22 protein-coding genes, 1 pseudogene and 1 other annotated feature are annotated in these 22,924 nt (G+C 37.0%); of the genes and pseudogenes, 17 read left to right on the top strand and 6 right to left on the bottom strand.

From position 1 onward, the window contains the following. Positions 1-430 precede the first annotated feature (430 nt). Together V3224_RS02965 and hxpB are read right to left on the bottom strand one after the other, a co-directional pair. Complete coding sequence (locus V3224_RS02965; protein ID WP_334468422.1) at positions 431-988, bottom strand: metal-dependent hydrolase; 558 nt, start codon at positions 986-988, stop codon at positions 431-433. A 187-nt stretch (positions 989-1,175) separates the two neighbouring features. Then, entirely contained in the window at positions 1,176-1,841 is a 666-nt protein-coding gene (gene hxpB, locus V3224_RS02970; RefSeq protein ID WP_334468423.1) for a hexitol phosphatase HxpB, read from the bottom strand. Between the two features lie 178 nt (positions 1,842-2,019). On the opposite strand from hxpB, the gene V3224_RS02975 reads away from it, so the two are divergent. Continuing rightward, positions 2,020-2,559, top strand: coding sequence for a YniB family protein (locus tag V3224_RS02975; RefSeq protein ID WP_334468424.1), 540 nt, complete (start codon positions 2,020-2,022; stop codon positions 2,557-2,559). A 503-nt stretch (positions 2,560-3,062) separates the two neighbouring features. On the opposite strand, the gene V3224_RS02980 is transcribed toward V3224_RS02975, so the two are convergent. Genes V3224_RS02980 through V3224_RS02995 form a run of 4 tightly spaced genes read right to left on the bottom strand, consistent with a single transcriptional unit; the run spans position 3,063 to position 6,611 of the window. Next, entirely contained in the window at positions 3,063-3,926 is an 864-nt protein-coding gene (locus V3224_RS02980; RefSeq protein WP_334468425.1) for a metal ABC transporter permease, read from the bottom strand. Then, positions 3,919-4,809 (bottom strand): metal ABC transporter permease, encoded by an 891-nt coding sequence (locus V3224_RS02985; protein ID WP_334468426.1) that lies wholly within the window; start codon positions 4,807-4,809, stop codon positions 3,919-3,921. The genes V3224_RS02980 and V3224_RS02985 overlap by 8 nt, the downstream gene beginning before the upstream one ends. A 3-nt stretch (positions 4,810-4,812) precedes the next feature. Beyond that, positions 4,813-5,697, bottom strand: a complete 885-nt coding sequence (locus tag V3224_RS02990; RefSeq protein ID WP_334468427.1) for a manganese/iron ABC transporter ATP-binding protein — start codon at positions 5,695-5,697, stop codon at positions 4,813-4,815. 2 nt (positions 5,698-5,699) lie between these two features. Further along, complete coding sequence (locus tag V3224_RS02995) at positions 5,700-6,611, bottom strand: metal ABC transporter substrate-binding protein (RefSeq protein WP_334468428.1); 912 nt, start codon at positions 6,609-6,611, stop codon at positions 5,700-5,702. Between the two features lie 214 nt (positions 6,612-6,825). Here V3224_RS02995 and V3224_RS03000 point away from each other — a divergent pair, with 214 nt between their 5' ends. The 16 genes and pseudogenes from V3224_RS03000 (at position 6,826) to arnF (ending at position 22,844) form a co-directional block, all read left to right on the top strand. Beyond that, a complete protein-coding gene (locus V3224_RS03000) occupies positions 6,826-7,485 on the top strand; it encodes a transglycosylase SLT domain-containing protein (RefSeq protein WP_334468429.1) in 660 nt (219 codons plus the stop codon). 416 nt (positions 7,486-7,901) lie between these two features. Further along, on the top strand, positions 7,902-9,824 hold the full coding sequence (gene thrS / locus V3224_RS03005; protein ID WP_334468430.1) for a threonine--tRNA ligase: 1,923 nt from the start codon (positions 7,902-7,904) through the stop codon (positions 9,822-9,824). A 3-nt stretch (positions 9,825-9,827) separates the two neighbouring features. Further along, the gene (gene infC / locus V3224_RS03010) at positions 9,828-10,367 is read left to right on the top strand and encodes a translation initiation factor IF-3 (protein WP_072012869.1); all 540 of its coding nucleotides are present in this window, start codon (positions 9,828-9,830) and stop codon (positions 10,365-10,367) included. Positions 10,368-10,454: 87 nt separating this feature from the next. Beyond that, the gene (gene rpmI / locus V3224_RS03015) at positions 10,455-10,652 is read left to right on the top strand and encodes a 50S ribosomal protein L35 (RefSeq protein WP_026821653.1); all 198 of its coding nucleotides are present in this window, start codon (positions 10,455-10,457) and stop codon (positions 10,650-10,652) included. Positions 10,653-10,709: 57 nt separating this feature from the next. Further along, positions 10,710-11,066 carry a 50S ribosomal protein L20 gene (gene rplT / locus V3224_RS03020; protein WP_026821652.1) on the top strand — a complete coding sequence of 119 codons (357 nt, stop codon included), beginning with the start codon at positions 10,710-10,712 and terminating at the stop codon, positions 11,064-11,066. Between the two features lie 92 nt (positions 11,067-11,158). Next, positions 11,159-11,281: a sequence feature (Phe leader region), on the top strand. Then, on the top strand, positions 11,163-11,207 hold the full coding sequence (pheM, locus tag V3224_RS29710) for a pheST operon leader peptide PheM (protein WP_225507512.1): 45 nt from the start codon (positions 11,163-11,165) through the stop codon (positions 11,205-11,207). (Overlaps the previous feature by 45 nt.) Before the next feature lie 65 nt (positions 11,282-11,346). Then, positions 11,347-12,330, top strand: coding sequence for a phenylalanine--tRNA ligase subunit alpha (gene pheS / locus V3224_RS03025; protein ID WP_334468436.1), 984 nt, complete (start codon positions 11,347-11,349; stop codon positions 12,328-12,330). 14 nt (positions 12,331-12,344) lie between these two features. Then, positions 12,345-14,732, top strand: coding sequence for a phenylalanine--tRNA ligase subunit beta (pheT, locus tag V3224_RS03030; RefSeq protein ID WP_334468438.1), 2,388 nt, complete (start codon positions 12,345-12,347; stop codon positions 14,730-14,732). Positions 14,733-14,736: 4 nt separating this feature from the next. Then, on the top strand, positions 14,737-15,033 hold the full coding sequence (gene ihfA / locus V3224_RS03035) for an integration host factor subunit alpha (RefSeq protein WP_032115967.1): 297 nt from the start codon (positions 14,737-14,739) through the stop codon (positions 15,031-15,033). 382 nt (positions 15,034-15,415) lie between these two features. Beyond that, positions 15,416-16,564, top strand: a pseudogene (gene arnB / locus V3224_RS03040) (UDP-4-amino-4-deoxy-L-arabinose aminotransferase). After that, positions 16,564-17,556, top strand: a complete 993-nt coding sequence (gene arnC, locus V3224_RS03045; RefSeq protein WP_334468439.1) for an undecaprenyl-phosphate 4-deoxy-4-formamido-L-arabinose transferase — start codon at positions 16,564-16,566, stop codon at positions 17,554-17,556. Before arnB ends, arnC begins: the two are co-directional and overlap by 1 nt. Further along, a complete protein-coding gene (arnA, locus tag V3224_RS03050) occupies positions 17,556-19,556 on the top strand; it encodes a bifunctional UDP-4-amino-4-deoxy-L-arabinose formyltransferase/UDP-glucuronic acid oxidase ArnA (protein WP_334468441.1) in 2,001 nt (666 codons plus the stop codon). Before arnC ends, arnA begins: the two co-directional genes overlap by 1 nt. Next, entirely contained in the window at positions 19,556-20,449 is an 894-nt protein-coding gene (gene arnD, locus V3224_RS03055) for a 4-deoxy-4-formamido-L-arabinose-phosphoundecaprenol deformylase (RefSeq protein WP_334468443.1), read from the top strand. Before arnA ends, arnD begins: the two co-directional genes overlap by 1 nt. A gap of 6 nt (positions 20,450-20,455) precedes the next feature. Next, positions 20,456-22,120: a lipid IV(A) 4-amino-4-deoxy-L-arabinosyltransferase gene (gene arnT / locus V3224_RS03060; protein WP_334468444.1), complete on the top strand. Its 1,665-nt coding sequence runs from the start codon at positions 20,456-20,458 to the stop codon at positions 22,118-22,120. Next, positions 22,117-22,455: a 4-amino-4-deoxy-L-arabinose-phosphoundecaprenol flippase subunit ArnE gene (gene arnE / locus V3224_RS03065; RefSeq protein WP_310509140.1), complete on the top strand. Its 339-nt coding sequence runs from the start codon at positions 22,117-22,119 to the stop codon at positions 22,453-22,455. The genes arnT and arnE overlap by 4 nt, the downstream gene beginning before the upstream one ends. Next, on the top strand, positions 22,452-22,844 hold the full coding sequence (gene arnF / locus V3224_RS03070; RefSeq protein ID WP_310509141.1) for a 4-amino-4-deoxy-L-arabinose-phosphoundecaprenol flippase subunit ArnF: 393 nt from the start codon (positions 22,452-22,454) through the stop codon (positions 22,842-22,844). The genes arnE and arnF overlap by 4 nt, the downstream gene beginning before the upstream one ends. Positions 22,845-22,924 lie beyond the last annotated feature (80 nt).

A 22,924-nucleotide genomic window follows, 5' to 3' on the forward strand; every position in this document is an offset into this window, starting at 1 on the left:
ACAAAACAGGCTCATTCAACTATTTGAATATCAAGACTTTCTCTTTATTTCTTATCCCGAACTCAGGTTATTAATACCATATACTGAATGTAAAACAACACCAAAAGCAGTACCAATAAGAAGACCGACAAAAACTTTTTTTGATAGACTCCATCCATCTGCACTTAGTTTTGGCCAATAACAGCAATAATAGGATAAAGATAAGTACATTCAGAATTACAGGGAAATTCATACCCACTCTCCAGCTCGGTTTATTGTTCTAGGTATAAGATTTTTTGTCATTGGTGAAGTAAGATGATGAAAAACTTCCAATGAAACTCATTTTCCCTTATATATTATCAGCAATAAAAATAATTTTCTTATAACTAAATTCAATTTTATATTCATAATATTTCATCGTGAATGGAATAAAATTAAATCATTTAATTCATTAACTACATATGTAATAACGTTTTTTTTTTGTTTCTTGTAACAGCGGTCGTAGTGGTAATTGATAGTTCGATGGAATTAAGATCGCACAAATAGCTAATAATATGGCGATAGAATGTTCTGCTCTTTGATTAGAATTCTTACCTAAGATAGGAAAACAGAAAGAAATTTTTGCTGGCCATAAGAAAGGTATCCCTTTCGCGGTTAACATATCCCCGACTAAATGACTAAAATAACCTAATAAGAATGCTTGAATCAGGGCATCAGAAAGCCAGTAACTATTGGGCAATTGAGTTGATAATAACATAATGAGCAGCCATGCGAGTAAACTGTGGGTAAAACCACGGTGACCACATAAACGACAAATTGGCACAGAAATGAAACGAAATAAGCGTCCGAGAGAAGAGGATGGATGATCTATATCCGGTAGCAGTGCGCCAAGTAGCGCACCGGCTAATAAATGAAGCCAATCACAATGTGCAAACTCAGGTGTTATTGCTAGTTTATGCACAAGTATTAATGATGATACTGAAAAAAACAGATGCCCGGTGGCAGTCATAGCATATAATATCCAACTGTTTATTTATACAGTTTGCAAAGTATAATAGTTTTGGTTTAGTTTGAGTAGTGTAATCTAAAAAAATATCTTATTTATTAAATAATAAGAGCAATTTTTTGTAAGAGAAGTGATATTGCATTAGTTTGGCAGTATACTGATGCATCAAATTACTGCCAATTGATCAAATTTAAACGATATGCTTAGTTGTTAATTCAGCCAGCGTATTGAGTTTGACGTCTGCTAATGTCCAACGTGGATCAGTGAAATGATCTTTTGGTGGGACAACGATACTACGCATACGTGCAGCTTTAACCGCAATCATACCATGAAAAGAGTCTTCAAAAGCCACACAATGTGTTGGTTCTATAGCTAGCAGTTTCGCTGCTTGTGAATAAACTTCTGGATGGGGTTTACTGTAGGGTAATGGTGTCGCTGATACTACGGCTGAAAAGTAATCGCGAATATTAAACATAGTGAGTACTTTTTCTAATATGTGCTTTGGTGAAGCTGATGCTAAACCAATTTTTAAATTATGATCCTGACATAGTTGAAGTGCATGTTTAACACCTGGTAATAAAGGTCGTTGTTCTTCTATAAGTTCAATAACCCGTCTAACAATTTTTTGTTCCACCTCTTCTAATGAGGTTCCTTGCCAGGGGGCAGCTAAATACAAGAGTTGTACCACTTGATCGATACGTAATCCTAGAGTGTCGGGAAGTTGATTAGCAATTGAAGTATTAACGCCAAGTTTACTAAGAATTTCTTTTTCTGCTTGGCTCCAAAGGGGTTCAGAATTAATCAATAACCCATTTATGTCAAAAATAGCAGCTTTGATAGATAGCTCATGAGACATTAAAAGCACTCCTATTATTCATGATTTGTTGCTTAATTCTATCAATTTAAAATAAAGAAATCTTTTAATATAGGTAGGTGAGGTCTTATTTTGGTTAGTGATAAAATAACATTTATATGTTTTTGATAACATTTTTTCATTTAATATAAATGGTAATATAAAAATATGAGGAGATTTAATGAATTATCAAACAGCATTTTATATCGCTATTACAAAGTGTGTTTTAGGATGGATAATTTTTTCTTTAGCGTTGGTGTCTACTGTAGTTTCATTAGTTTTGCTAGCAGAAAAGCAAGGTTTACAAGTGGATGGCTTAAATGCTGTAGCCAATGATTTTATTAAAATTATGGCTCTTATTATACGGCAAAACACGGTCTTTTTAAATTTTTTTTGGCATAATTCACCAATTCCCAGTACTCATATGGGACTTTCGACAGCTAATCTTGGTTTTATTTTACTATTTTTCTCAATGTTTGTTGGTCAAGCTTTGAGTGCTTCAGGTAACAGAATGAATCGTCAATTGAAATTTATTAAAGAAAGTATTGAAGATCATCTTATTTTTGAAAGAGCGAAAGGTACTGAAGTATCAAAAGAAGAGATAGAAGCCAAAATTACTATTCCTCGTCATACCATTTTCCAGCAGTTTTTTATTTTGTATATATTACCGATTATATTAGGAGGAATACTTTACTTCATAATGAATATTTTAGGCTGGTAGTTTTTTTATATTATAATCAATTGAAAAATAATTTTATTGAACAGTTGAATGAAGATCATCAGTAATAACTTATCTAGCAATAAAACTATTGTTTTGAATGTTTTTATAGCAATTTAACAATAATAGCCTTGATATATCAATTAATGCTTATTAAAGCTGACAAGGAAATGTCAACTTCTGTGCGAGCCAGCTTTGACCAAATTCCGATTAATTATTTTAAATCAATTAATTGGAATATTTATTTTGCTATGATTGTTAAATATATTGTTTTCTAATTTAGCTTTAGTAAAGATTTTTATGATGACAAAGTGTTAATTTGAATAATGAAATGAATTATTACCTATTTACATTCTAGTTATTGCATTATTCATTTCAATTCTTGAGATCATATTATGACAATTTATAGTTAATAAATAGAATTTGTATGAAAAACTAAGGATTATCATCTGTAATAAATAAGATAATCCTAATTTTTTCTGGTTATTTTTAATATATTTCTTAGCTTAAGGATGAATTGAAATTTTATCGAAAGAAGAGCGCTTTTTTATTTTACTAATATAGCTGTGGATTAATGCAGCAATAAAATAAATTGCTTGAGTTATTACAATACAAGGCCCCGTTGCTGCATCAATATGAAAACTCAAAATAGTGCCTATTAAAGAGGATGTGGTTGAGGCAATAACTGCAATAATTAACATTCGATTGAAATTTTGACAGAGTGTAAAAGCTATAATTCCAGGGGAAATAAGCATAGCAATGACCAGAATTATTCCTACCGCTTGTAAAGATGCCACAATGGTAAGTGCTAATAAAGAGAGTAATCCATAATGTAAAAGTTTAACAGGTAAACCAATAACCTTTGCCTGATTAGGATCAAAACAATAAAGCATAAAATCTTTGCGCTTTAACAGGATAATCGCGATAGTAAAAGCTGAGATCCAAAGCGTTTGTCTAAATTCAGTTTTGGTAATGCCAAGGATATTACCAAAAAGAATATGGGTAAGATGTTGATCTGTATCGATACGGGCAAATAGTACTAATCCAAAGGCAAACATACCGGAAAAAATAATACCCATGACAGTATCTTCTTTTATGCGGCTATTTTCTTTTAGATAACCGGTCGCGAATGCACAAAAAATTCCTGATATAAAAGCACCAATTGATAAAGGAATACCAATAACAAAGGCGATAACGATGCCGGGTAATACAGCATGAGAAATAGCATCACCCATTAAAGACCAACCTTTAAGTATCAAAAAGCAGGAAAGAATAGCACACACTGTTCCGGTTACAAGGGCGGTAATGATAGCTTTTTGCATAAAAGGAAAAGTAAGAGGTGTTATTAATAATTCCATCAAATCATTCATTGTTGCTTACCTCTTGTTTTAACTGTTTGAGGTGTACAATTTCTTGTCGTGCTTTGCGGCGGAAAGCAAATAAACCATATTTAGGGGCAAAAAAGAAGGCATAAAGAAAAATCAGTGTTTGCAAAGTAACGATAATTCCGCCTGTCGCACCATTAATAAAATAACTGATATAAGAGCCAAGAGCACTGGAAGTAAATCCGATTAGTATGGCAATAATAAGTAACCGCTTGAATTGATCCGTGAGTAAATAAGCTGTAGCGCCTGGGGTAATAACCATTGCTATCACAAGTATGGCTCCCACAGTTTGTAAGGCAGCAACCGTACATGCGCTTAATAGGGTAAAAAAAATAATTTTTAATTTTAGCGGATTTAGTCCAATAGAACGGGCATGATTTTCATCAAAGAATACGGCAAGTAAATCTTTCCAGATAAACATAAGTATAATAAAAGAAATGGTAATAATAATTTCAACTTGTAATACATCTTCATCTGCAATACCTAAAATATTGCCAAAGATAATGGTTTGTACATTAACGGAAATGGGATTTAATGAAAGAATTAGCAATCCTATGGCAAAGAAGGTGGAGAAAATAAAACCAATTACTGCATCTTCTTTTAGTTTTGAAATATGGCGCACCAATGTCATGGAAAGTGCGGCAAGAATACCGGTAAAAAATGCCCCTATAGAATAGGGAAGGCCAAGGGCATAGGCACCTGCGACTCCGGGAACAACAGAATGAGAAAGGGCATCGCCCATTAACGACCACCCCTTTAACATTAGATAAGCTGACAGAAAAGCGCAGATTGCTCCAACGATAGCACTAATCCAGATTGCTTTAACCATGTAGTTATATTCAAAAGGTTGAAGTAATAGATCCAACATGATTTATTCCTTTGGTTGCTTTTTAATGACGGATGCTTGTTCATGGTTGCCATAATAAACAGCTGCTCTTTCATCATCAGTAATAACAGTTAATGAACGAGGATCATCATCATCGTGAAGTTCTGCACCAGAGAGATTAATATGGCGTAGTACACCGCCGAAGGCGAGTTGAAGATTTTTTGGGGTAAATGTTGTTTCGATCGGACCGCTAGCCAGTATAGTTCGGTTTACTAAAATAACTTGATCGCAAAATTCAGGCACGCTTCCCAAGTTATGTGTAGAAACCAAAATTAAATAGCCCTTGCTACGTAAAGAGCGTAAAAGCTCAATAATCGCATTTTCTGTTTTTACATCGACGCCGGTAAAAGGTTCATCAAGCATTAATACTTTTCCTTCTTGCGCAAGTGCTCGCGCAAGAAAAACTCTTTTCTTTTGGCCGCCAGAAAGCTCACCTATTTGTCGTTGTTCTAAACCGGTAAGATCAACCCGCGCCAATGCTTCAGCAACAATTTGTTTATCTTGCTGGCTTGGAATACGTAAAATACCCATTTTACCGTAGCGGCCCATCATAACTACATCGGAAACTAGAACTGGAAAGTTCCAGTCAAGTTCTTCAGTTTGTGGTACGTAAGCAATAATATTTTGTTTAAGCGCTGTTTTGATCGCAGCATTGTTTAATGTTACACGTCCTTTTGTTGGTGTTACTAAACCCATTATTGTCTTAAACAGCGTTGATTTGCCACTACCATTAACGCCTACTAGCGCACAAATTGAACCACCAGTAATATTAAAACTGGCATCGTAAATAGCAGTATGCCCGTTATTGTATGTAACAGTAGCATTATCAACAACTAAGTTTGGTTTTTCGTAAAAAATATTGTTACTCATTATTATTGACCAAAACCTTTTGCAATAGTATCAACGGTAGTTTTTAATAATTCGATATATGTTGGAACTGGGCCATCGGGGGTAGACAAAGAGTCAACATAGAGTATACCACCATATTGAGCCCCGGTTTCTCGGCTGACTTGTTTCGCTGGTTTATCAGAAACGGTACTTTCGCTAAACACAACTGGAATATTATGTTTTTTCACAGTATCGATAACTTTACGAACTTGTTGCGGTGAACCTTGTTCTTCTGCATTAATTGGCCACAAATAAGCTTCTTTAAAACCATAATCGCTAGCCAAATAACTAAAAGCACCTTCACTGGTTACTAGCCAACGTTTTTGCTGCGGGATTTGTGCCAGTCTTTTCCGTAGTGGTGCATCAATTTTGCTAATTTTACTAGCATATATTTTCGCATTTTGGTTATAAATATCTGTATTTTTAGGATCATATTTTACTAGTGCTGCCCGAATATTTTCAATGTAGATCAATGCATTTTGGGCAGACATCCAGGCATGAGGATTAGGATTTCCTTGATATTCCCCTTCTCGAATAGGCATCGGTTTTATTCCTTTAGTAACTGTAACGGCAGGAATATGTTTGAAGTTTTCAAAAAAACGACTAAACCAGGTTTCAAGTCCTAATCCATTCCATAAAATTAAATCAGCATTATGTGCTTTTAATATGTCTTTGGGAGTTGGTTGATACTCATGAATTTCAGCCCCCGGTTTGGTAATTGATTGGACATTGGCTGCATTACCTGCCACATTTTGCGCAATATCCTGAATAATAGTAAAAGTTGTTACAACGGTAAATTTTTTTGCGTAAGCGATTGGATTAAAAAGAAGAAGAACAGCAATTATTATTAAACCAGTAAAAGTGTGCTTAGATGAAAGGTTGGATCTTTTATACATAAGTGGTTTCCCGGTAAAAAAGTAGTAAATTGCACTTTAATGAGAATGATTATCAACTACATATGAAAGATGTCAATACGACCTATTATTGTAATTGTAATGTAAGTAGCAGATTGAGAACCTCTTCACAACTCAACGCTAAAGAGGGTCATTTTTTATTTTTATCTTATTAGGCTATGCTAAATAGATCATATCACTAGAGGATTGGTGTAAGGTGAAATTTAAAAGTTGTGGAGTCGTATTCATTGTTTTATTAATTGGCTGTTCAAGCAAACAATCTAATAACCCCAAAATAGTTTATCAGAACGATTATCTACGCTATTTCATGGAAGAGCAAACCGAAAGTGTACCGTCAAAAACCCCTTACGATGCTGTAATTAAACAAGCGGCGCAACGCTATGCGATTGATGAAAATTTAATTAGAGCAATTATTAAAGTGGAATCTAATTTTCGAGTTAATGCTGTGAGTAAATCCAATGCAATAGGTCTAATGCAAGTTAAGGCTTCTACTGCTGGTCGTGATGCGTATCGGTTACAAGGCAAAGCGGGGCAACCTACCACGAGTCAACTTAAAGATCCGGCGATCAATATTGATGTGGGAACCGCCTATATTCGTTTTATTCAAAAAAATCATTTAGTTGGCATTCGTGATCCAAAAGTACTTTATTATGCAACTGTGGTTGCTTATGCTAATGGTGCTGGGGCATTATTACGAATTTTTGATAAAAATCGTCATGTTGCAATCGATAAAATTAATGAACTAACAGCAGAAGAATTTTATCAACATATTCAAACAAATCACCCTAATGCACAGGCACCACGCTATCTTTGGAAAATTAAAAACGCTTACAACTCAATAGCTATGATAGATTAATTGTTGATTTATAAGAAGAAAATTGATAATGACTTTTATCGTACTATATTTTTTACTAAAAATTTTAGCGATAGACTAAACTAGTTTTTTATTGCTATTTCATTGTATAGTAAAAAATAAATTTAAATTAAGTTAATTAATCAAAATTTAACTAGCTGACAATTATTTTGTCACTAGTTTTTTAGCGTTTTATTCTTATTATCCCAGATTTAATCTATTAATTAGACCTGCATGATGGTAATATGCGCCGCTAAGTTAATGCAAGTACGTATTCCTTTTGCTCTATTTTAGGTATTTTATCACGTACATCACTTACAAGGTGAAGTAAGAAATTGCTTTAACTCACTTTTAATAAAAATATATTTCTATACATGTGATCTTGCGTATGGGTCACCACTGTAAATTAAGGATTTTAAATGCCAGTTATTACTCTTCCTGACGGAAGTCAACGTCAATATGAGCATGCTGTTTCAGTAATGGATATTGCAAAGGATATTGGCTCAGGTCTTGCAAAAGCTTGTTTAGCCGGTCGTGTTAATGGTGAACTTGTTGATGCGAGTGATATAATTAATAGTGATGCTCAATTAGCCATTATTACTAGTAAAGATCTTGATGGTTTAGGGATTATTCGTCACTCATGCGCACATTTACTTGGTCATGCGATTAAACAATTATGGCCAACGACTAAAATGGCAATTGGTCCTATCATTGAAAATGGTTTTTATTATGACGTTGATCTGGAACACGCTTTAACCCAGGAAGATTTAGAAAAACTTGAGCAGCGCATGCACGAACTTGCTGAAACGAACTATGATGTTATCAAAAAGCGGGTTAGTTGGCAGGAAGCTAGGGATACGTTTGTTGCTCGAGGTGAGGATTATAAAGTTAAAATTTTGGATGAAAATATTAATAAAAATGATCATCCTGGACTTTATTATCATGAAGAATATATTGATATGTGTCGTGGGCCGCATGTCCCTAATATGCGTTTTTGTCATTACTTCAAATTACAAAAAGTGGCTGGTGCATATTGGCGCGGTAATAGCGATAATAAAATGCTACAAAGGATCTATGGAACAGCCTGGGCTGATAAAAAACAATTAGCTGCTTATTTATTACGTTTAGAAGAAGCGGCTAAGCGAGATCATCGTAAGATAGGTAAGCAACTTGATCTTTATCATATGCAGGAAGAAGCTCCAGGTATGGCGTTTTGGCATAATGATGGTTGGGTAATATTTCGTGAATTGGAAACCTTTATCCGGACTAAATTGACTGAATATCAATACCAAGAAGTAAAAGGTCCATTAATGATGGATCGGATTCTTTGGGAAAAAACAGGTCACTGGGAAAACTATAAAGAAAACATGTTTACCACATCATCGGAAAACCGAGAATATTGTATAAAACCGATGAATTGCCCAGGGCATGTACAAATATTTAATCAAGGCTTGAAATCTTATCGTGATTTACCATTACGTATGGCGGAGTTTGGTAGCTGTCACCGTAATGAGCCATCTGGCGCTTTACATGGTTTGATGCGAGTGCGTGGTTTTACCCAAGATGATGCGCATATTTTTTGTACTGAAGATCAGATTTTAACTGAAGTAAAAAGTTGCATTAAAATGATTTATGATGTGTATGCAACCTTTGGTTTTGAAAAAATTGCCGTTAAACTGTCAACCCGGCCAGAAAAACGAATAGGCACTGATGCTCAATGGGATCGCGCAGAAACCGATCTTGCCAAGGCACTGGGGGATATTGTATTTGATTATCAACCCGGTGAAGGTGCATTTTATGGGCCTAAAATTGAATTTACCCTGTATGATTGTTTGGATCGGGCTTGGCAATGTGGTACTGTACAGCTCGATTTCTCATTACCGGGTCGCTTAGGTGTTTCCTATGTGGATGAAAATAATGAACGTCAGGTACCAGTAATGATCCATCGTGCTGTTTTAGGATCACTTGAACGTTTTATTGGGATTTTAACTGAGCATTATGCCGGTTTCTTCCCAACCTGGTTAGCGCCATTACAAATTGTTATAATAAATATCACAGATGCACAGGCTGATTTTGTACAAAAAATAGTAGAAAAATTGAGTAATTTTGGTATTCGTGCAAAAGCGGACTTGAGAAACGAGAAAATAGGCTTTAAAATTCGTGAGCATACTTTGCGTCGTGTTCCTTATATGCTAGTTTGTGGTGATAAAGAAGTTGAATCGGATCAGGTATCTGTTCGAACCCGTAATGGTAAAGATTTAGGAACATTTGACGTCACAGAATTTGCAGAAAGAGTGCTTGATGAAATTCGCACTCGTCGTATTTATCAACTGGAGGAATAAGGTATTAAAGGCGGAAAAAGAATTCAAACGGCGCGCCCGAATCGTATTAATACGGAGATTCGTGCTTCTGAAGTTCGTTTAACTGGTTTAGATGGCGAGCAGATTGGTATTATCAGTCTAAAAGAAGCTCTTGAAAAAGCCGAGGAAGCTGGTGTTGATTTAGTCGAAATCAGTCCAAATGCCGAGCCGCCGGTTTGCCGTATTATGGATTACGGCAAGTTCCTCTATGAGAAGAGTAAATCGCTCAAAGAGCAAAAAAAGAAACAAAGAGTTATTCAGGTAAAGGAAATTAAATTCCGACCTGGTACAGATGAAGGTGATTATCAGGTCAAACTACGCAACCTGATTCGCTTTCTGGATGATGGTGATAAAGCCAAAATCACGTTACGGTTTCGTGGTCGTGAAATGGCGCACCAACAAATCGGTATTGATATGCTTAATCGTATCAAAAACGATTTGGATGAGATGTCAGTCGTCGAATCTTTTCCAAGCAAGATCGAAGGCCGTCAGATGATCATGGTGCTTGCACCGAAAAAGAAATAGTTAGGTAATCAAGTAATAGCGTTCTATCTAGATGGAAAACTATTCGCCTAGCTAGTTACAATTAACAATGCGAAGTGGATATTTAAAATGCCAAAGATCAAAACAGTACGTGGTGCGGCAAAGCGTTTTAAAAAAACTGCCAGTGGTGGTTTTAAACGTAAGCACGCTAACCTTCGTCATATTCTGACTAAAAAGTCAACTAAGCGTAAGCGTCATTTACGACCAAAAACCATGGTTTCTAAAGGTGACCTGGGTTTGGTAGTGGCTTGTTTGCCATACGCATAAGTTTGAATTTTTTAGTTTAAGATTATCGAATTTAATTCGAAGTGATAGGAGGTATATATGGCTCGCGTAAAACGTGGTGTAATAGCCCGCGCCCGTCACAAAAAAATATTAAAGCAAGCGAAAGGTTACTATGGTGCTCGTTCGCGTGTTTATCGTGTTGCTTTCCAGGCGGTAATTAAAGCCGGTCAGTATGCCTATCGTGACCGTCGTCAGCGTAAGCGTCAGTTCCGCCAATTGTGGATCGCACGTATTAATGCTGCTGCTCGTCAGAATGGTTTGTCTTATAGTCGTTTTATTAATGGTTTGAAGAAAGCCTCAATTGAAATTGACCGTAAAATCTTATCTGATATTGCTGTTTTTGATAAAGTTGCATTTGCAGCATTAGTCGAGAAGGCAAAAAGCGCGTTAGCTTAAATCAGTTAAATTAAGGGGGACTTAGCTCCCTCTTTTTTATTATCGATGACCCGTTGTATTATAAGTAAGAGTTATTTTATGAATAGCTGCTTAAAGATGAAAATTGTTTTTTTTCGTTTCTTTTTTTATTTTAGTACCTAAAATTTGGGGCTTTCGCGCATTTAAGAAAAGAAACGAAAAACCGCGATAAGCCTCCAAATGGAGGCTTTTTTGTTAGTAATTGCTAAAAAATTTTATTTTCAACAATGATTAGACCAAAGGGTCGTAAGAAGAGGGAACAATGCCACATCTCATCGAGTTGGTTGCGCAGGCAAAAGCAGCCATAGAAAAAGCTCAGGATGTTGCTGCGTTGGATTCAGTGCGTGTTGAGTTTTTAGGTAAAAAAGGCCATTTAACACAACAGATGTCAACGTTGCGTGATCTACCTGCAGAAGAACGCCCTGCAGCAGGAGCAGTTATTAATCAGGCGAAACAACAAGTTCAGAATTCATTGAATATACGTAAAGAGCAGTTAGAAAATACGATATTGAATGCTCGATTAGCGGCAGAAAAAATAGATATTTCATTGCCAGGTCGCCAGATCGAACATGGTAGTCTTCATCTAGTAACCCGTACCATTGATCGTATTGAAGAATTTTTTGCTGAACTTGGTTTTTCTGTTGTTTCCGGCCCTGAAATAGAGGATGACTATCACAATTTTGATGCTTTAAATATTCCAGCTCATCATCCGGCTCGTGCGTCACATGATACTTTTTGGTTTGATACTAAGCGTCTATTACGTACACAAACTTCTGGTGTGCAAATTCGTACCATGAAGGGTAAACAACCCCCAATTCGTATTATTGCTCCTGGTCGAGTGTATCGAAATGATTATGATCAAACCCATACGCCAATGTTCCATCAGACAGAAGGCTTGATTGTTGATAAAAATATTAGTTTTACCAATTTAAAAGGTACATTGCATGACTTTTTAAATCATTTTTTTGAAGAAAAAACCTGCGTTCGTTTTCGGCCATCATATTTTCCATTCACTGAACCTTCAGCTGAAGTTGATGTGATGGATAAAAATGGTAAATGGTTAGAAGTGTTAGGTTGTGGCATGGTACATCCCAATGTATTACGCAATGTTGGCATTGATCCTGACTTATATTCTGGTTTTGCCTTTGGAATGGGAATGGAGCGTTTAACGATGTTACGCTATGGTGTGACGGATTTACGTGCTTTTTTTGAAAATGATCTTCGTTTTCTTAAACAATTTAGATAGGGCAGGATTATCACATGAAATTGAGTGAATTTTGGTTACGTGAATGGATAAATCCAGCAATAAGCAGTGAAGTCTTATCAGAGCAGATGACGATGGCGGGTCTGGAGATTGATGATGTTAAATCTGTTGCCGGTCAATTCCAGGGTGTGGTAGTCGGCGAGGTTGTTGAATGTGTTCAGCATCTTAATGCAGATAAGTTACGGTTAACAAAGATCAATATTGGCACTGAACAGTTACTCAATATTGTCTGTGGAGCACCAAATTGTCGTCAAGGGTTAAAAGTCGCTGTGGCAACAATTGGCGCGGTTTTACCCGATAATTTTAAAATAAAAGCGACAAAACTCCGCGGTGAGCTTTCTGAAGGTATGCTTTGTTCTTATTTTGAACTTGGCATTTCGGATGATCATACTGGTATTATTGAGCTACCACAGGACGCGCCTATTGGTACCGATATTCGTAACTACTTGCAACTAGATGACCATATTTTTGATGTAAGCTTGACACCGAATCGAGCTGATTGTTTAAGTATTTTAGGTATCGCTCGCGATATTGCAGCTATCAATAACCTAGAGTTAAATACGATAGAAATTGAACCAGTTAAAGCCACTGATGCTAGTGTTTTTCCGATTCAGGTGGAAGCGCCTATGGCATGCCCACGCTTTTTAGGACGAGTAATAAAAGGCATCGATGTTACAGCGCAAACCCCTAGCTGGATGAGAGAAAAATTACGTCGAGGGGGGATCCGTAGTATTGATCCGGTGGTTGATATTACTAATTTTGTGTTATTAGAATTAGGTCAACCATTGCATGCTTATGATCTTGATCGCTTAAATGGCATGATCATTGTTCGAATGGCAAAACAGGATGAAACATTAGTTTTGCTCGATGACAGCAAGGTAACTTTGAAGCCAGATACTTTAGTCATTGCCGATGAGAAGAATGCCTTAGGAATTGCCGGTATTTTTGGTGGCAAGCACTCCAGCGTTAATGAAAAAACCACTAATATTCTGTTAGAGAGTGCTTTTTTCGATCCACTGTCGATTGCTGGCCGGGCACGTAATTATGGTCTGCATACTGAGGCTTCACACCGTTTTGAGCGGGGCGTTGATCCACAGCTGCAATATAAAGCTATGGAACGTGCGACTAGATTAATCGTTGAAATTTGTGGTGGTGAGGTTGGAAATATTATTGATGTTAGCCATCAAACAAACTTACCGAAAGTGGCAACAATAACCCTGACTCGGCAAAAACTGGATCGCTTGATTGGTCATTGTATTCCAGATATTAACGTTACCCAGATCCTTCAACGTTTAGGATGCAAAGTGAATGGTGAGCAAGATAATTGGCAGGTGGTTGCTCCTTCTTGGCGTTTTGATATGCAAATTGAAGAAGATCTGATTGAAGAAGTAGCCCGTGTTTATGGTTATAATAATATACCTGATGTACCGTTACATGCAGATTTAGTTATGACCCCCCGTTGTGAATCAGCGCTGCCATTAAAACGAGTGAAAACATTATTAATTGATCGTGATTACAATGAAGCGATTACCTACAGTTTTGTTGATCCTAAAATTCAGCAACTACTGCATCCAGATTCTGATGCAATGATTTTACCGGATCCTATTTCAGCAGATATGTCGGTAATGCGGCTTTCTTTATTGCCCGGCTTATTAACGACAGTAATTTACAATCAAAATCGTCAACAAAATCGCATTCGACTGTTTGAAACTGGATTACGATTTGTGCCGGATGTAACAGCAGAGTATGGTATTCGGCAAGAATTGATGTTAGCGGGTGTGATTACTGGCAATCGTTATGAAGAGCACTGGTCACAAGAAAAACGCGCTGTGGATTTTTTTGATATCAAAGGTGACGTCGAAGCAATACTGGCATTAACCGGAAAATTAGACAATATTATTTATAAGGCTCATTCTGATCCTGCACTTCATCCTGGACAAAGCGCTGCGATTTATCTGAATAATGATTATATTGGATATATAGGCGTTATTCACCCTGAACTGGAAAATAAGCTAGATTTGAATGGTCGGACACTTGTTTTTGAATTGCTGTGGGATACTGTTGCAGAGCGTGTTGTTCCTAAAGCAAATATGATTTCACGTTTTCCTGCCAACCGACGGGATATTGCTGTTTTAGTACCAGAAGAAGTAGCAACAGCGGACGTATTAGCTGAATGCAAGAAAATTGGCATAAATCATATAGTTGGCATAAAGTTGTTTGACGTGTACTGTGGTAAAGGTGTAGCGGAAGGTTATAAGAGCCTTGCTATTAGCTTAATCTTGCAGGATACAAATCGTACTCTGGAAGAAGAAGAGATTGCCGCAACTGTTGATAAATGTGTTGCTGCGTTAAAACGGCGATTCCAAGCATCCTTGAGGGACTAAACCTATGGCGCTTACAAAAGCTGAAATGTCAGAAAGTCTGTTCGAAAAACTGGGTATAAGCAAACGTGATGCGAAAGACCTGGTTGAACTTTTCTTTGAAGAAGTTCGTCGTTCATTAGAAAATGGGGAGCAGGTGAAACTGTCAGGGTTTGGTAATTTTGATCTGCGTGATAAAAATCAGCGACCAGGTCGAAATCCAAAGACTGGAGAAGATATTCCCATCACTGCTCGTCGAGTGGTGACTTTTCGACCAGGGCAAAAGTTGAAAGGCCGGGTTGAAAAGATAAAGCCTCATAAATAATGAATTATTATTCTAAAAAGCCGCTAAAGCGGCTTTTTTATTATTCAATTATATCAATATAATCCTAAACAAAAGTTCGTTATTTTGCTCTATTAATCAAAAACACTTATTAACAAAATTGTACTAACATTGACTTTAAATTTACTTATTATTATTTATTCACTTTCTTATTGATAAGAATTATTAGGGGTTTTATTTTGCTTTTTAATTTACTTCACTAATATGAAATTCTCTTTAGCCAAGTATATTTAACAAATTAATCCGTTCTGATTAGTTAGATTGGAAAGTTATTGTCATGTTGATGTGTAGTTAAGCTATTTTATGATATTATAGACAACTGACTCTAAAAAAATATTAGATGAATTGCTAGTAGGTTAATCTCATGAATGATTTTCTTCCTTTTTCTCGCCCAGCAATAGGTGACGAAGAGATCCGGGCGGTAGAAAATGTATTACGTTCTGGTTGGATAACAACCGGGCCTCAAAATCATCAACTCGAAGAAGACTTTCGCCATAAATTTGGTTGTGTCGGCATGCAATTGCTTTTTGTTCGGCAACAGCGGGTATGCATATAACGCTTATGGCCTTAGGAATTGGTCCTGGAGATGAAGTTATTACCCCCCTCATTAACATGGGTTTCAACCATTAATGTGATCACCTTGTTAGGGGTACATCCAGTCATGATTGATGTAGATCGTGACACTTTAATGGTTCAGCCTGATGTCGTTGAGAAGGCGATTACCCCTAAGACAAAAGCGATTATTCCGGTACATTACGCCGGGGCGCCATGCGATCTTGACGCGTTACGTGAGATTGCACAAAGAAACAATATTGCATTGATCGAGGATGCGGCTCATGCCGTAGGTACTCAGTATCAAAGTGAATGGATTGGTCAACAGGGCACCGCCATTTTTTCATTTCATGCGATTAAAAATATCACTTGTGCCGAAGGCGGTTTAGTCGCTACCGATGATGATGCCTTGGCCACACGTCTGCGATGTTTAAAATTTCATGGTTTAGGTGTAGATGCTTTCGATCGACAAATACAAGGTCGTAAACCACAGGCTGAGGTCGTTGAACCTGGATTTAAATATAATCTCTCTGATATTCATGCGGCAATTGCTGTTGTTCAATTAACAAAGTTAACACAGATAAATAAACGTCGTGCAGAGCTTGTTGCTTATTATCGACAAGCGCTTGCCAATCTGCCGTTAAAAATGTTGGATATACCCGATTATCCCCATTTACATGCCAATCATCTGTTTATGGTTCGAGTCGATAAAGCTGTCTGTGGTATTGACCGTGATAGTTTTATGGAACGCTTAAAAGAGAAGAATATTGGTACTGGTCTACATTTCCGAGCGGCTCATACGCAAAAATATTATAGAGAACATTATCCATCGCTTTCTCTACCTAATTCTGAATGGAACTCGAAGACCTTATGTTCATTGCCACTATTCCCTGACATGAGTGCTCAAGATGTTGATCGCGTTGTTGCTGCTATTAATGAAATTTTTTCGGAGCCGAGATAGTGTCTTTTCAAAATGATTTTGAAGAAATAAAAAAAGTTTCTATCGTTATCCCTATTTATAACGAAGAGCAAAGCTTACCCCAGTTATTGGAAAGAACATTGGCTGCTTGTCAGAGATTGAAACAGCCATATGAATTAATTTTAGTTGATGATGGTAGTGCTGATAATTCAGCTAGATTGCTGATGGATGCTGCTGAAAATCCGGCAAATCACGTTATCGCAGTGATTTTAAATCGTAACTATGGTCAACATTCTGCCATTATGGCTGGTTTTAAACAGGCAACCGGTAATCTTGTGATCACCTTAGATGCTGATTTACAAAACCCGCCTGAAGAAATTCCACATCTGGTACAGGTAGCGGAAGAAGGCTATGACGTAGTCGGGACCAGACGGATGAATCGGCAAGATTCTTGGTTTCGTAAAACAGTGTCAAAAATTATTAATGCCATGATCACCAAAGCAACTGGGCGCACCATGGGCGATTATGGCTGCATGTTGCGTGCTTATCGGCGTAATATTATTAATGCGATGCTACAGTGTCATGAACGCAGTACATTTATTCCCATTTTAGCAAATACGTTTGCTAAAAGAACGATCGAAATTGATGTTGCCCATGCAGAACGTGAGTTTGGTGATTCAAAATATAGCTTGATGAAGCTAGTAAATTTAATGTTTGATTTACTCACTTGTTTAACTACTACTCCGTTACGTTTGTTGAGTGTAGTTGGTAGTTTTATTGCGGCAAGTGGATTTTTACTGGCGGTTCTGTTAATTATTTTGCGTCTTATTTTTGGTGCAATGTGGGCTGCAGAGGGTGTTTTTACGCTGTTTGCTATTCTATTCATATTTATTGGCGCGCAATTTATTGCCATGGGACTACTCGGTGAATATATTGGCAGAATGTACAATGATGTTCGTGCCCGACCCCGTTACTTTATTCAAAAGATAGTTGGTGTTCATCTAGATACTGACGAAAATCAGGAAAAAAAATAATGAAAGCTATTGTTTTTGCTTACCATGATATTGGTTGTGTGGGATTAAAGGCGCTACAGAAGGCGGGCTTTGAAATTCAGGCTGTTTTTACACATACAGATGATCCTAAAGAGAATCATTTCTTTTCCTCAGTTGCGCGCTTGGGAGCTGAGATGGGTTTATCTGTATTTGCGCCAGAAAATGTCAATCATTCACTTTGGATTGAGCGTATTGAGAAAATGCAACCGGATGTTATTTTCTCTTTTTACTATCGCCACATGCTTAGTCAAGAGTTATTGGCGTTAGCCCCTAAAGGTGCTTTTAACTTGCATGGTTCTTTATTACCTAAATATCGTGGTCGTGTGCCGATCAATTGGGCTATTTTGCATGGTGAAACAGAAACGGGTGTCACATTACATAAGATGATAGCCAAGCCGGATGCAGGTGATATTGTTGCACAGAAAAAAATCTCTATTAATGCAACAGATACCGCATTAGTGTTACATGAGAAAATTCGTCAGGCGGCTGAACAGCTTTTGGCTGATACATTACCCTTAATTAAAATAGGTGATTATTCAGCAACACCCCAAGATGAAAGTAAGGCAACCTATTTTGGCCGTCGTAGCGCTGAAGATGGTTTAATTGATTGGTCTAAATCTGCTACCGAAGTGAATAACTTAGTACGAGCAGTAACCGAGCCATATCCAGGTGCATTTACTTATTTGGCTGAGAGTAAAATGATTGTCTGGCGTGCCCGTGTGCTAGAAAAATCACACGATAAATTACCGGGTACAATCATTTCTACCGAACCATTGCAAATAGCTTGTGGTCAAGGTGTGCTTGAAATTCTGACCGGGCAGAGTGGAGCTGGATTATACGTTGAAGGATCGCGTTTAGCGGCTGAAATGGGAATCGTCAATGGCGTGCGAGTTGGTGCTAGACCGACGACCCAGGTAAAACGGCGTAAGCGTGTTTTGATCTTGGGTGTAAATGGTTTTATTGGTAATCACTTAACCGAACGTTTATTAGCAGATGGTCACTATGATATCTATGGTTTGGATATTACTTCTTCTGCTGTTGCCCGTTTTATTAATGATCCCCGTTTTGGTGATGATCAGCATTTTCATTTTGTTGAAGGCGATATCAGTATTCATACTGAGTGGATTGAATATCATATTAAAAAATGTGACATCATTTTACCACTGGTTGCTATTGCAACACCGATTGAATATACCCGCAATCCATTAAAAGTTTTCGAGTTAGATTTTGAAGAAAACTTAAAGATAGTGCGTTATTGTGTAAAATATAATAAACGTATTATTTTCCCATCAACTTCTGAAGTTTACGGGATGTGTGATGATAAAGAATTTGATGAAGATACTTCTCGTTTAATTGTCGGGCCAATTAACAAACAGCGTTGGATTTACTCTGTTTCTAAACAGCTATTAGATCGCGTTATTTGGGCATATGGTGTTAAAGAAGGGTTGAAATTCACTCTATTTAGACCGTTTAATTGGATGGGCCCACGTCTCGATAGTTTACATTCTGCCCGTATTGGTAGTTCACGAGCGATTACCCAATTAATTTTAAATTTGGTCGAAGGTTCACCGATAAAATTAGTTGATGGCGGCATTCAGAAACGTTGTTTCACCGATATTAAAGATGGTATTGAAGCATTATTTCGTATTATTGAAAATAAAGATGAAAAATGCGATGGTCAAATTATTAATATTGGTAATCCGACCAATGAAGCAAGCATTGCTCAATTAGCTGATATGTTACTTGACAGTTTTGAAAGACATCCGTTACGTAAACACTTTCCTCCATTTGCTGGTCTTAAAAAGATTGAAAGTAGTAGTTATTATGGTAAAGGATATCAAGATGTTGAGCACCGTAGACCTAGTATTGAAAATGCGCGGCGCTTGCTCGATTGGGAGCCAACTGTTGATATGAAACAGACTATTGATGAAACTTTAGATTTCTTTTTGCAAGCTGCGACGGAAGAATTAGGTAAAAAATAATGAAGAAAATTGGCTTAAGAATTGATGTGGATACCTATCAAGGTACTAAAGAAGGTGTGCCACAGTTACTTAAAGTGCTCGCTAAATATCAAATTCGAGCCAGTTTTTTTTTCAGTGTCGGTCCAGATAACATGGGGCGTCATTTATGGCGCCTGTTTCGACCTAAATTTTTATGGAAAATGTTAAGATCGAATGCGACATCACTCTATGGTTGGGATATTTTATTAGCCGGTACAGCCTGGTCAGGTAAAAAAATAGCCAATGATCTAGGTTACTTAATGAAACAAACATTGGATGCAGGTCATGAAGTTGGGCTACATGCATGGGATCATCAAGGCTGGCAAGCTCATGTAGGTAAATGGCCAAGAACCAAATTAGTCGAACAAATTAAATTAGGCGTGGATGTGCTTGAAGCCGCAACGGGCGCTACCGTGAAATGCTCAGCTGTGGCTGGTTGGCGGGCCGATGAACGTGTATTAACGGCGAAAGAAAATTTTAAATTTGACTATAATAGTGATTGCCGTGGTACCCATCCTTTTCGTCCTATTTTAGCGGATGGTTCGATTGGTACTGTACAAATTCCAGTAACACTACCGACTTATGATGAAGTTGTTGGCACTTTGGTTAAAGATGAAAACTTTAATGATTTTATTATTAACGCGATGCAGGAAGATGCAGGAACGCCTGTTTATACTATTCATACTGAAGTAGAAGGTATGTCTAAATCGATGCAATTTGACAGCTTACTAGCGAGAATGATTGCAGAACAAATGGTATTTTGTTCGTTGCGTGAATTAATACCTAATGATATTAATTCTTTACCACACGGAAAAATTATTCGTTCATCTTTTCCAGGTCGTGAGGATTGGCTAGGGTGTCAACACGAGGTATAGCGCTTGATGTTAACTAAACAGTTACAAAAAACAGGTGCTTTTTTATTAGCTCTTTTTTTTATTTTTACCTATTTAGTACCGTTAAATGGCCGACTGTTGTGGCAGCCAGATGAAACGCGTTACGCAGAAATTAGCCGAGAAATGTTGCAAAAAGGTGATTGGATTGTGCCTTACTTGCTTAATATTCGCTATTTTGAAAAGCCAGTGGCCGGATATTGGATAAATAATATCAGTCAAATGATATTTGGTAATACCAATTTTGCTGTTCGTTTTGGTGCTGTATTTGCAACTATGATCAGCGCTGGCTTAATTTACTGGTTAGCGATGGTAATGTGGCGTAATCGAAATGTCGCGTTTGTTGCTACTTTGATGTATGTTTCGATGTTTTTGGTTTTTGCTGTTGGCACCTATAGCGTACTCGATCCGATGCTTACCATGTGGCTTACTGCTTGTATGCTATGTTGTTTTTGGTTATTAAAAGCATCAAAGGTTGCTGCAAAGTTACTTGCCTGGGCAGTTATGGGGCTTACCTGTGGTATGGCATTTATGACCAAGGGTTTTTTAGCCTTAGCTATCCCGGTTATTGTCATGCTGCCAATTATGTTGTATCAAAAACGTTTTACTGAGATGCTCAAATTTGGTGGCATAGCCATCATCAGTGCGGCATTAATAAGCCTTCCTTGGGCATTAGCTGTCAATCAATATGAACCGGATTATTGGCATTACTTTTTCTGGGTAGAACATATTCAGCGCTTCTCATCAGAGGATGCCCAACATAAAGCGCCTATTTGGTTTTATATTCCCATTATTTTACTTGGTGTAATACCTTGGTTAGGGCTTTTACCTGGTACATTATTAAAAAGTTGGCGGGAACGAAAAATCAAACCGGAAATGTTTTTTCTGCTTTGTTGGTTTATTGTCCCTTTTGTATTTTTTAGTATCGCTAAGGGTAAATTACTTACTTATATGTTGCCGGTGATGGCACCGCTTGCATTAATGATGGCAAAATATGCGGTTGATTGTGTTAAAAATCGCAATTTGACAGCCATTAAATTTAACGGTTTTACCAATATCGCTTTTGCCATATTGGCAATTATTACTTTGATTATTATGGGGTTATTTGTTGAGCATCCTTTATATACCCCGTTGGAGTGGCCAAAATTGGCATTAGGTATAACGGTTTTTTGCATTTGGCTGATTATTGGCTATTTTAGTTTGATATCCAATGCCAGGTATTGGCTCTGGGGCGCGGCATGTTCTTTAGCCTTGAGCTTATCAATAAGTTATGCATTACCGCAAGATACTATTGATTCTAAGTTACCGCAGCAATTAATTCGGCAAAATATATCTTTGTTGGAAGAAAGTAAGTTTGTGCTAGCGGATAATGTTGGATTAGGCGCAGCTTTGGCATGGGAATTACATCAAGGTGATATTTATTTATATGAAAGATCAGGTGAATTAAGATACGGCTTAAATTATCCTGATAGCCAATTTCGCTTAATCAAACAAGGAAATTTTGCTAAATGGCTTAGCTTGTCACGGAAAGAAGGACAAATTTCAGTGGTTCTTTTATTACGTAGAAATGAAGGGCTGCCTGATGATATTCCTAAGCCTGATCATGTAGTTCGCAATCCAAGAATGGCAATAATGACCTATTATCAGCAACCATGACACATTTTTTTTTATTGATAATTGTTAGCCTGCTAACTTGCATTGGACAGGTTTGCCAAAAGCAAGCGGTGATATATTGGCAAAGTGGTTTGCCGGCAAAAAATAGTTTAGCCATTAAATGGCTGCTAATAGCGATTATTTTGCTTGCTTTAGGCATGCTATTTTGGCTTAAATTACTACAAATTTTACCGCTTAGTATTGCTTATCCTATGTTAAGTATTAACTTTGTTATCGTTACACTGATTGGACAATTTATTTATCAAGAGAAGATCAGTATCAAACATTGGATCGGCGTATTTATTATCATGTTGGGTATAGTTTTATTAAATATATGAAAGGCTACTTTTGGGGTATCGGTAGTGTAATATTGATCACTTTAGCGCAACTTTGTTTAAAAGCTGGAGTAACTATATTACCTGAGTTTAAATTAAATCATCAGTGGATGGATGTTAATTGGTTACTTGAAAATCTGCCGGCGTTTGGGCTGATTTTTATCGGTTTAATTGGCTATGTGCTTTCGATGGTTTGCTGGCTATTTGCCTTGAAATTTTTAGCATTAAGTAAAGCTTATCCACTGATTAGTTTAAGCTATGTACTAGTTTATTTATTCGCAGTTACTTTGCCTTGGTTTAATGAATCGGCGACATTGATTAAATTTGTCGGTGTAGTATTTATTTTGCTTGGTATTTGGATTATTTCTCGGCCTGAAGTAATGCGAAAATAAAGCTAAAAAACTGAGCAGAATACTTATTTTTATAGCCAGTGTATTGCTTAAAAATAGCGATTACCGATTAATAAAAACTT

Origin of the sequence: Arsenophonus sp. PmNCSU2021_1 (assembly GCF_036919435.1) — a bacterium.
Classification (GTDB): domain Bacteria; phylum Pseudomonadota; class Gammaproteobacteria; order Enterobacterales; family Enterobacteriaceae; genus Arsenophonus; species Arsenophonus nilaparvatae.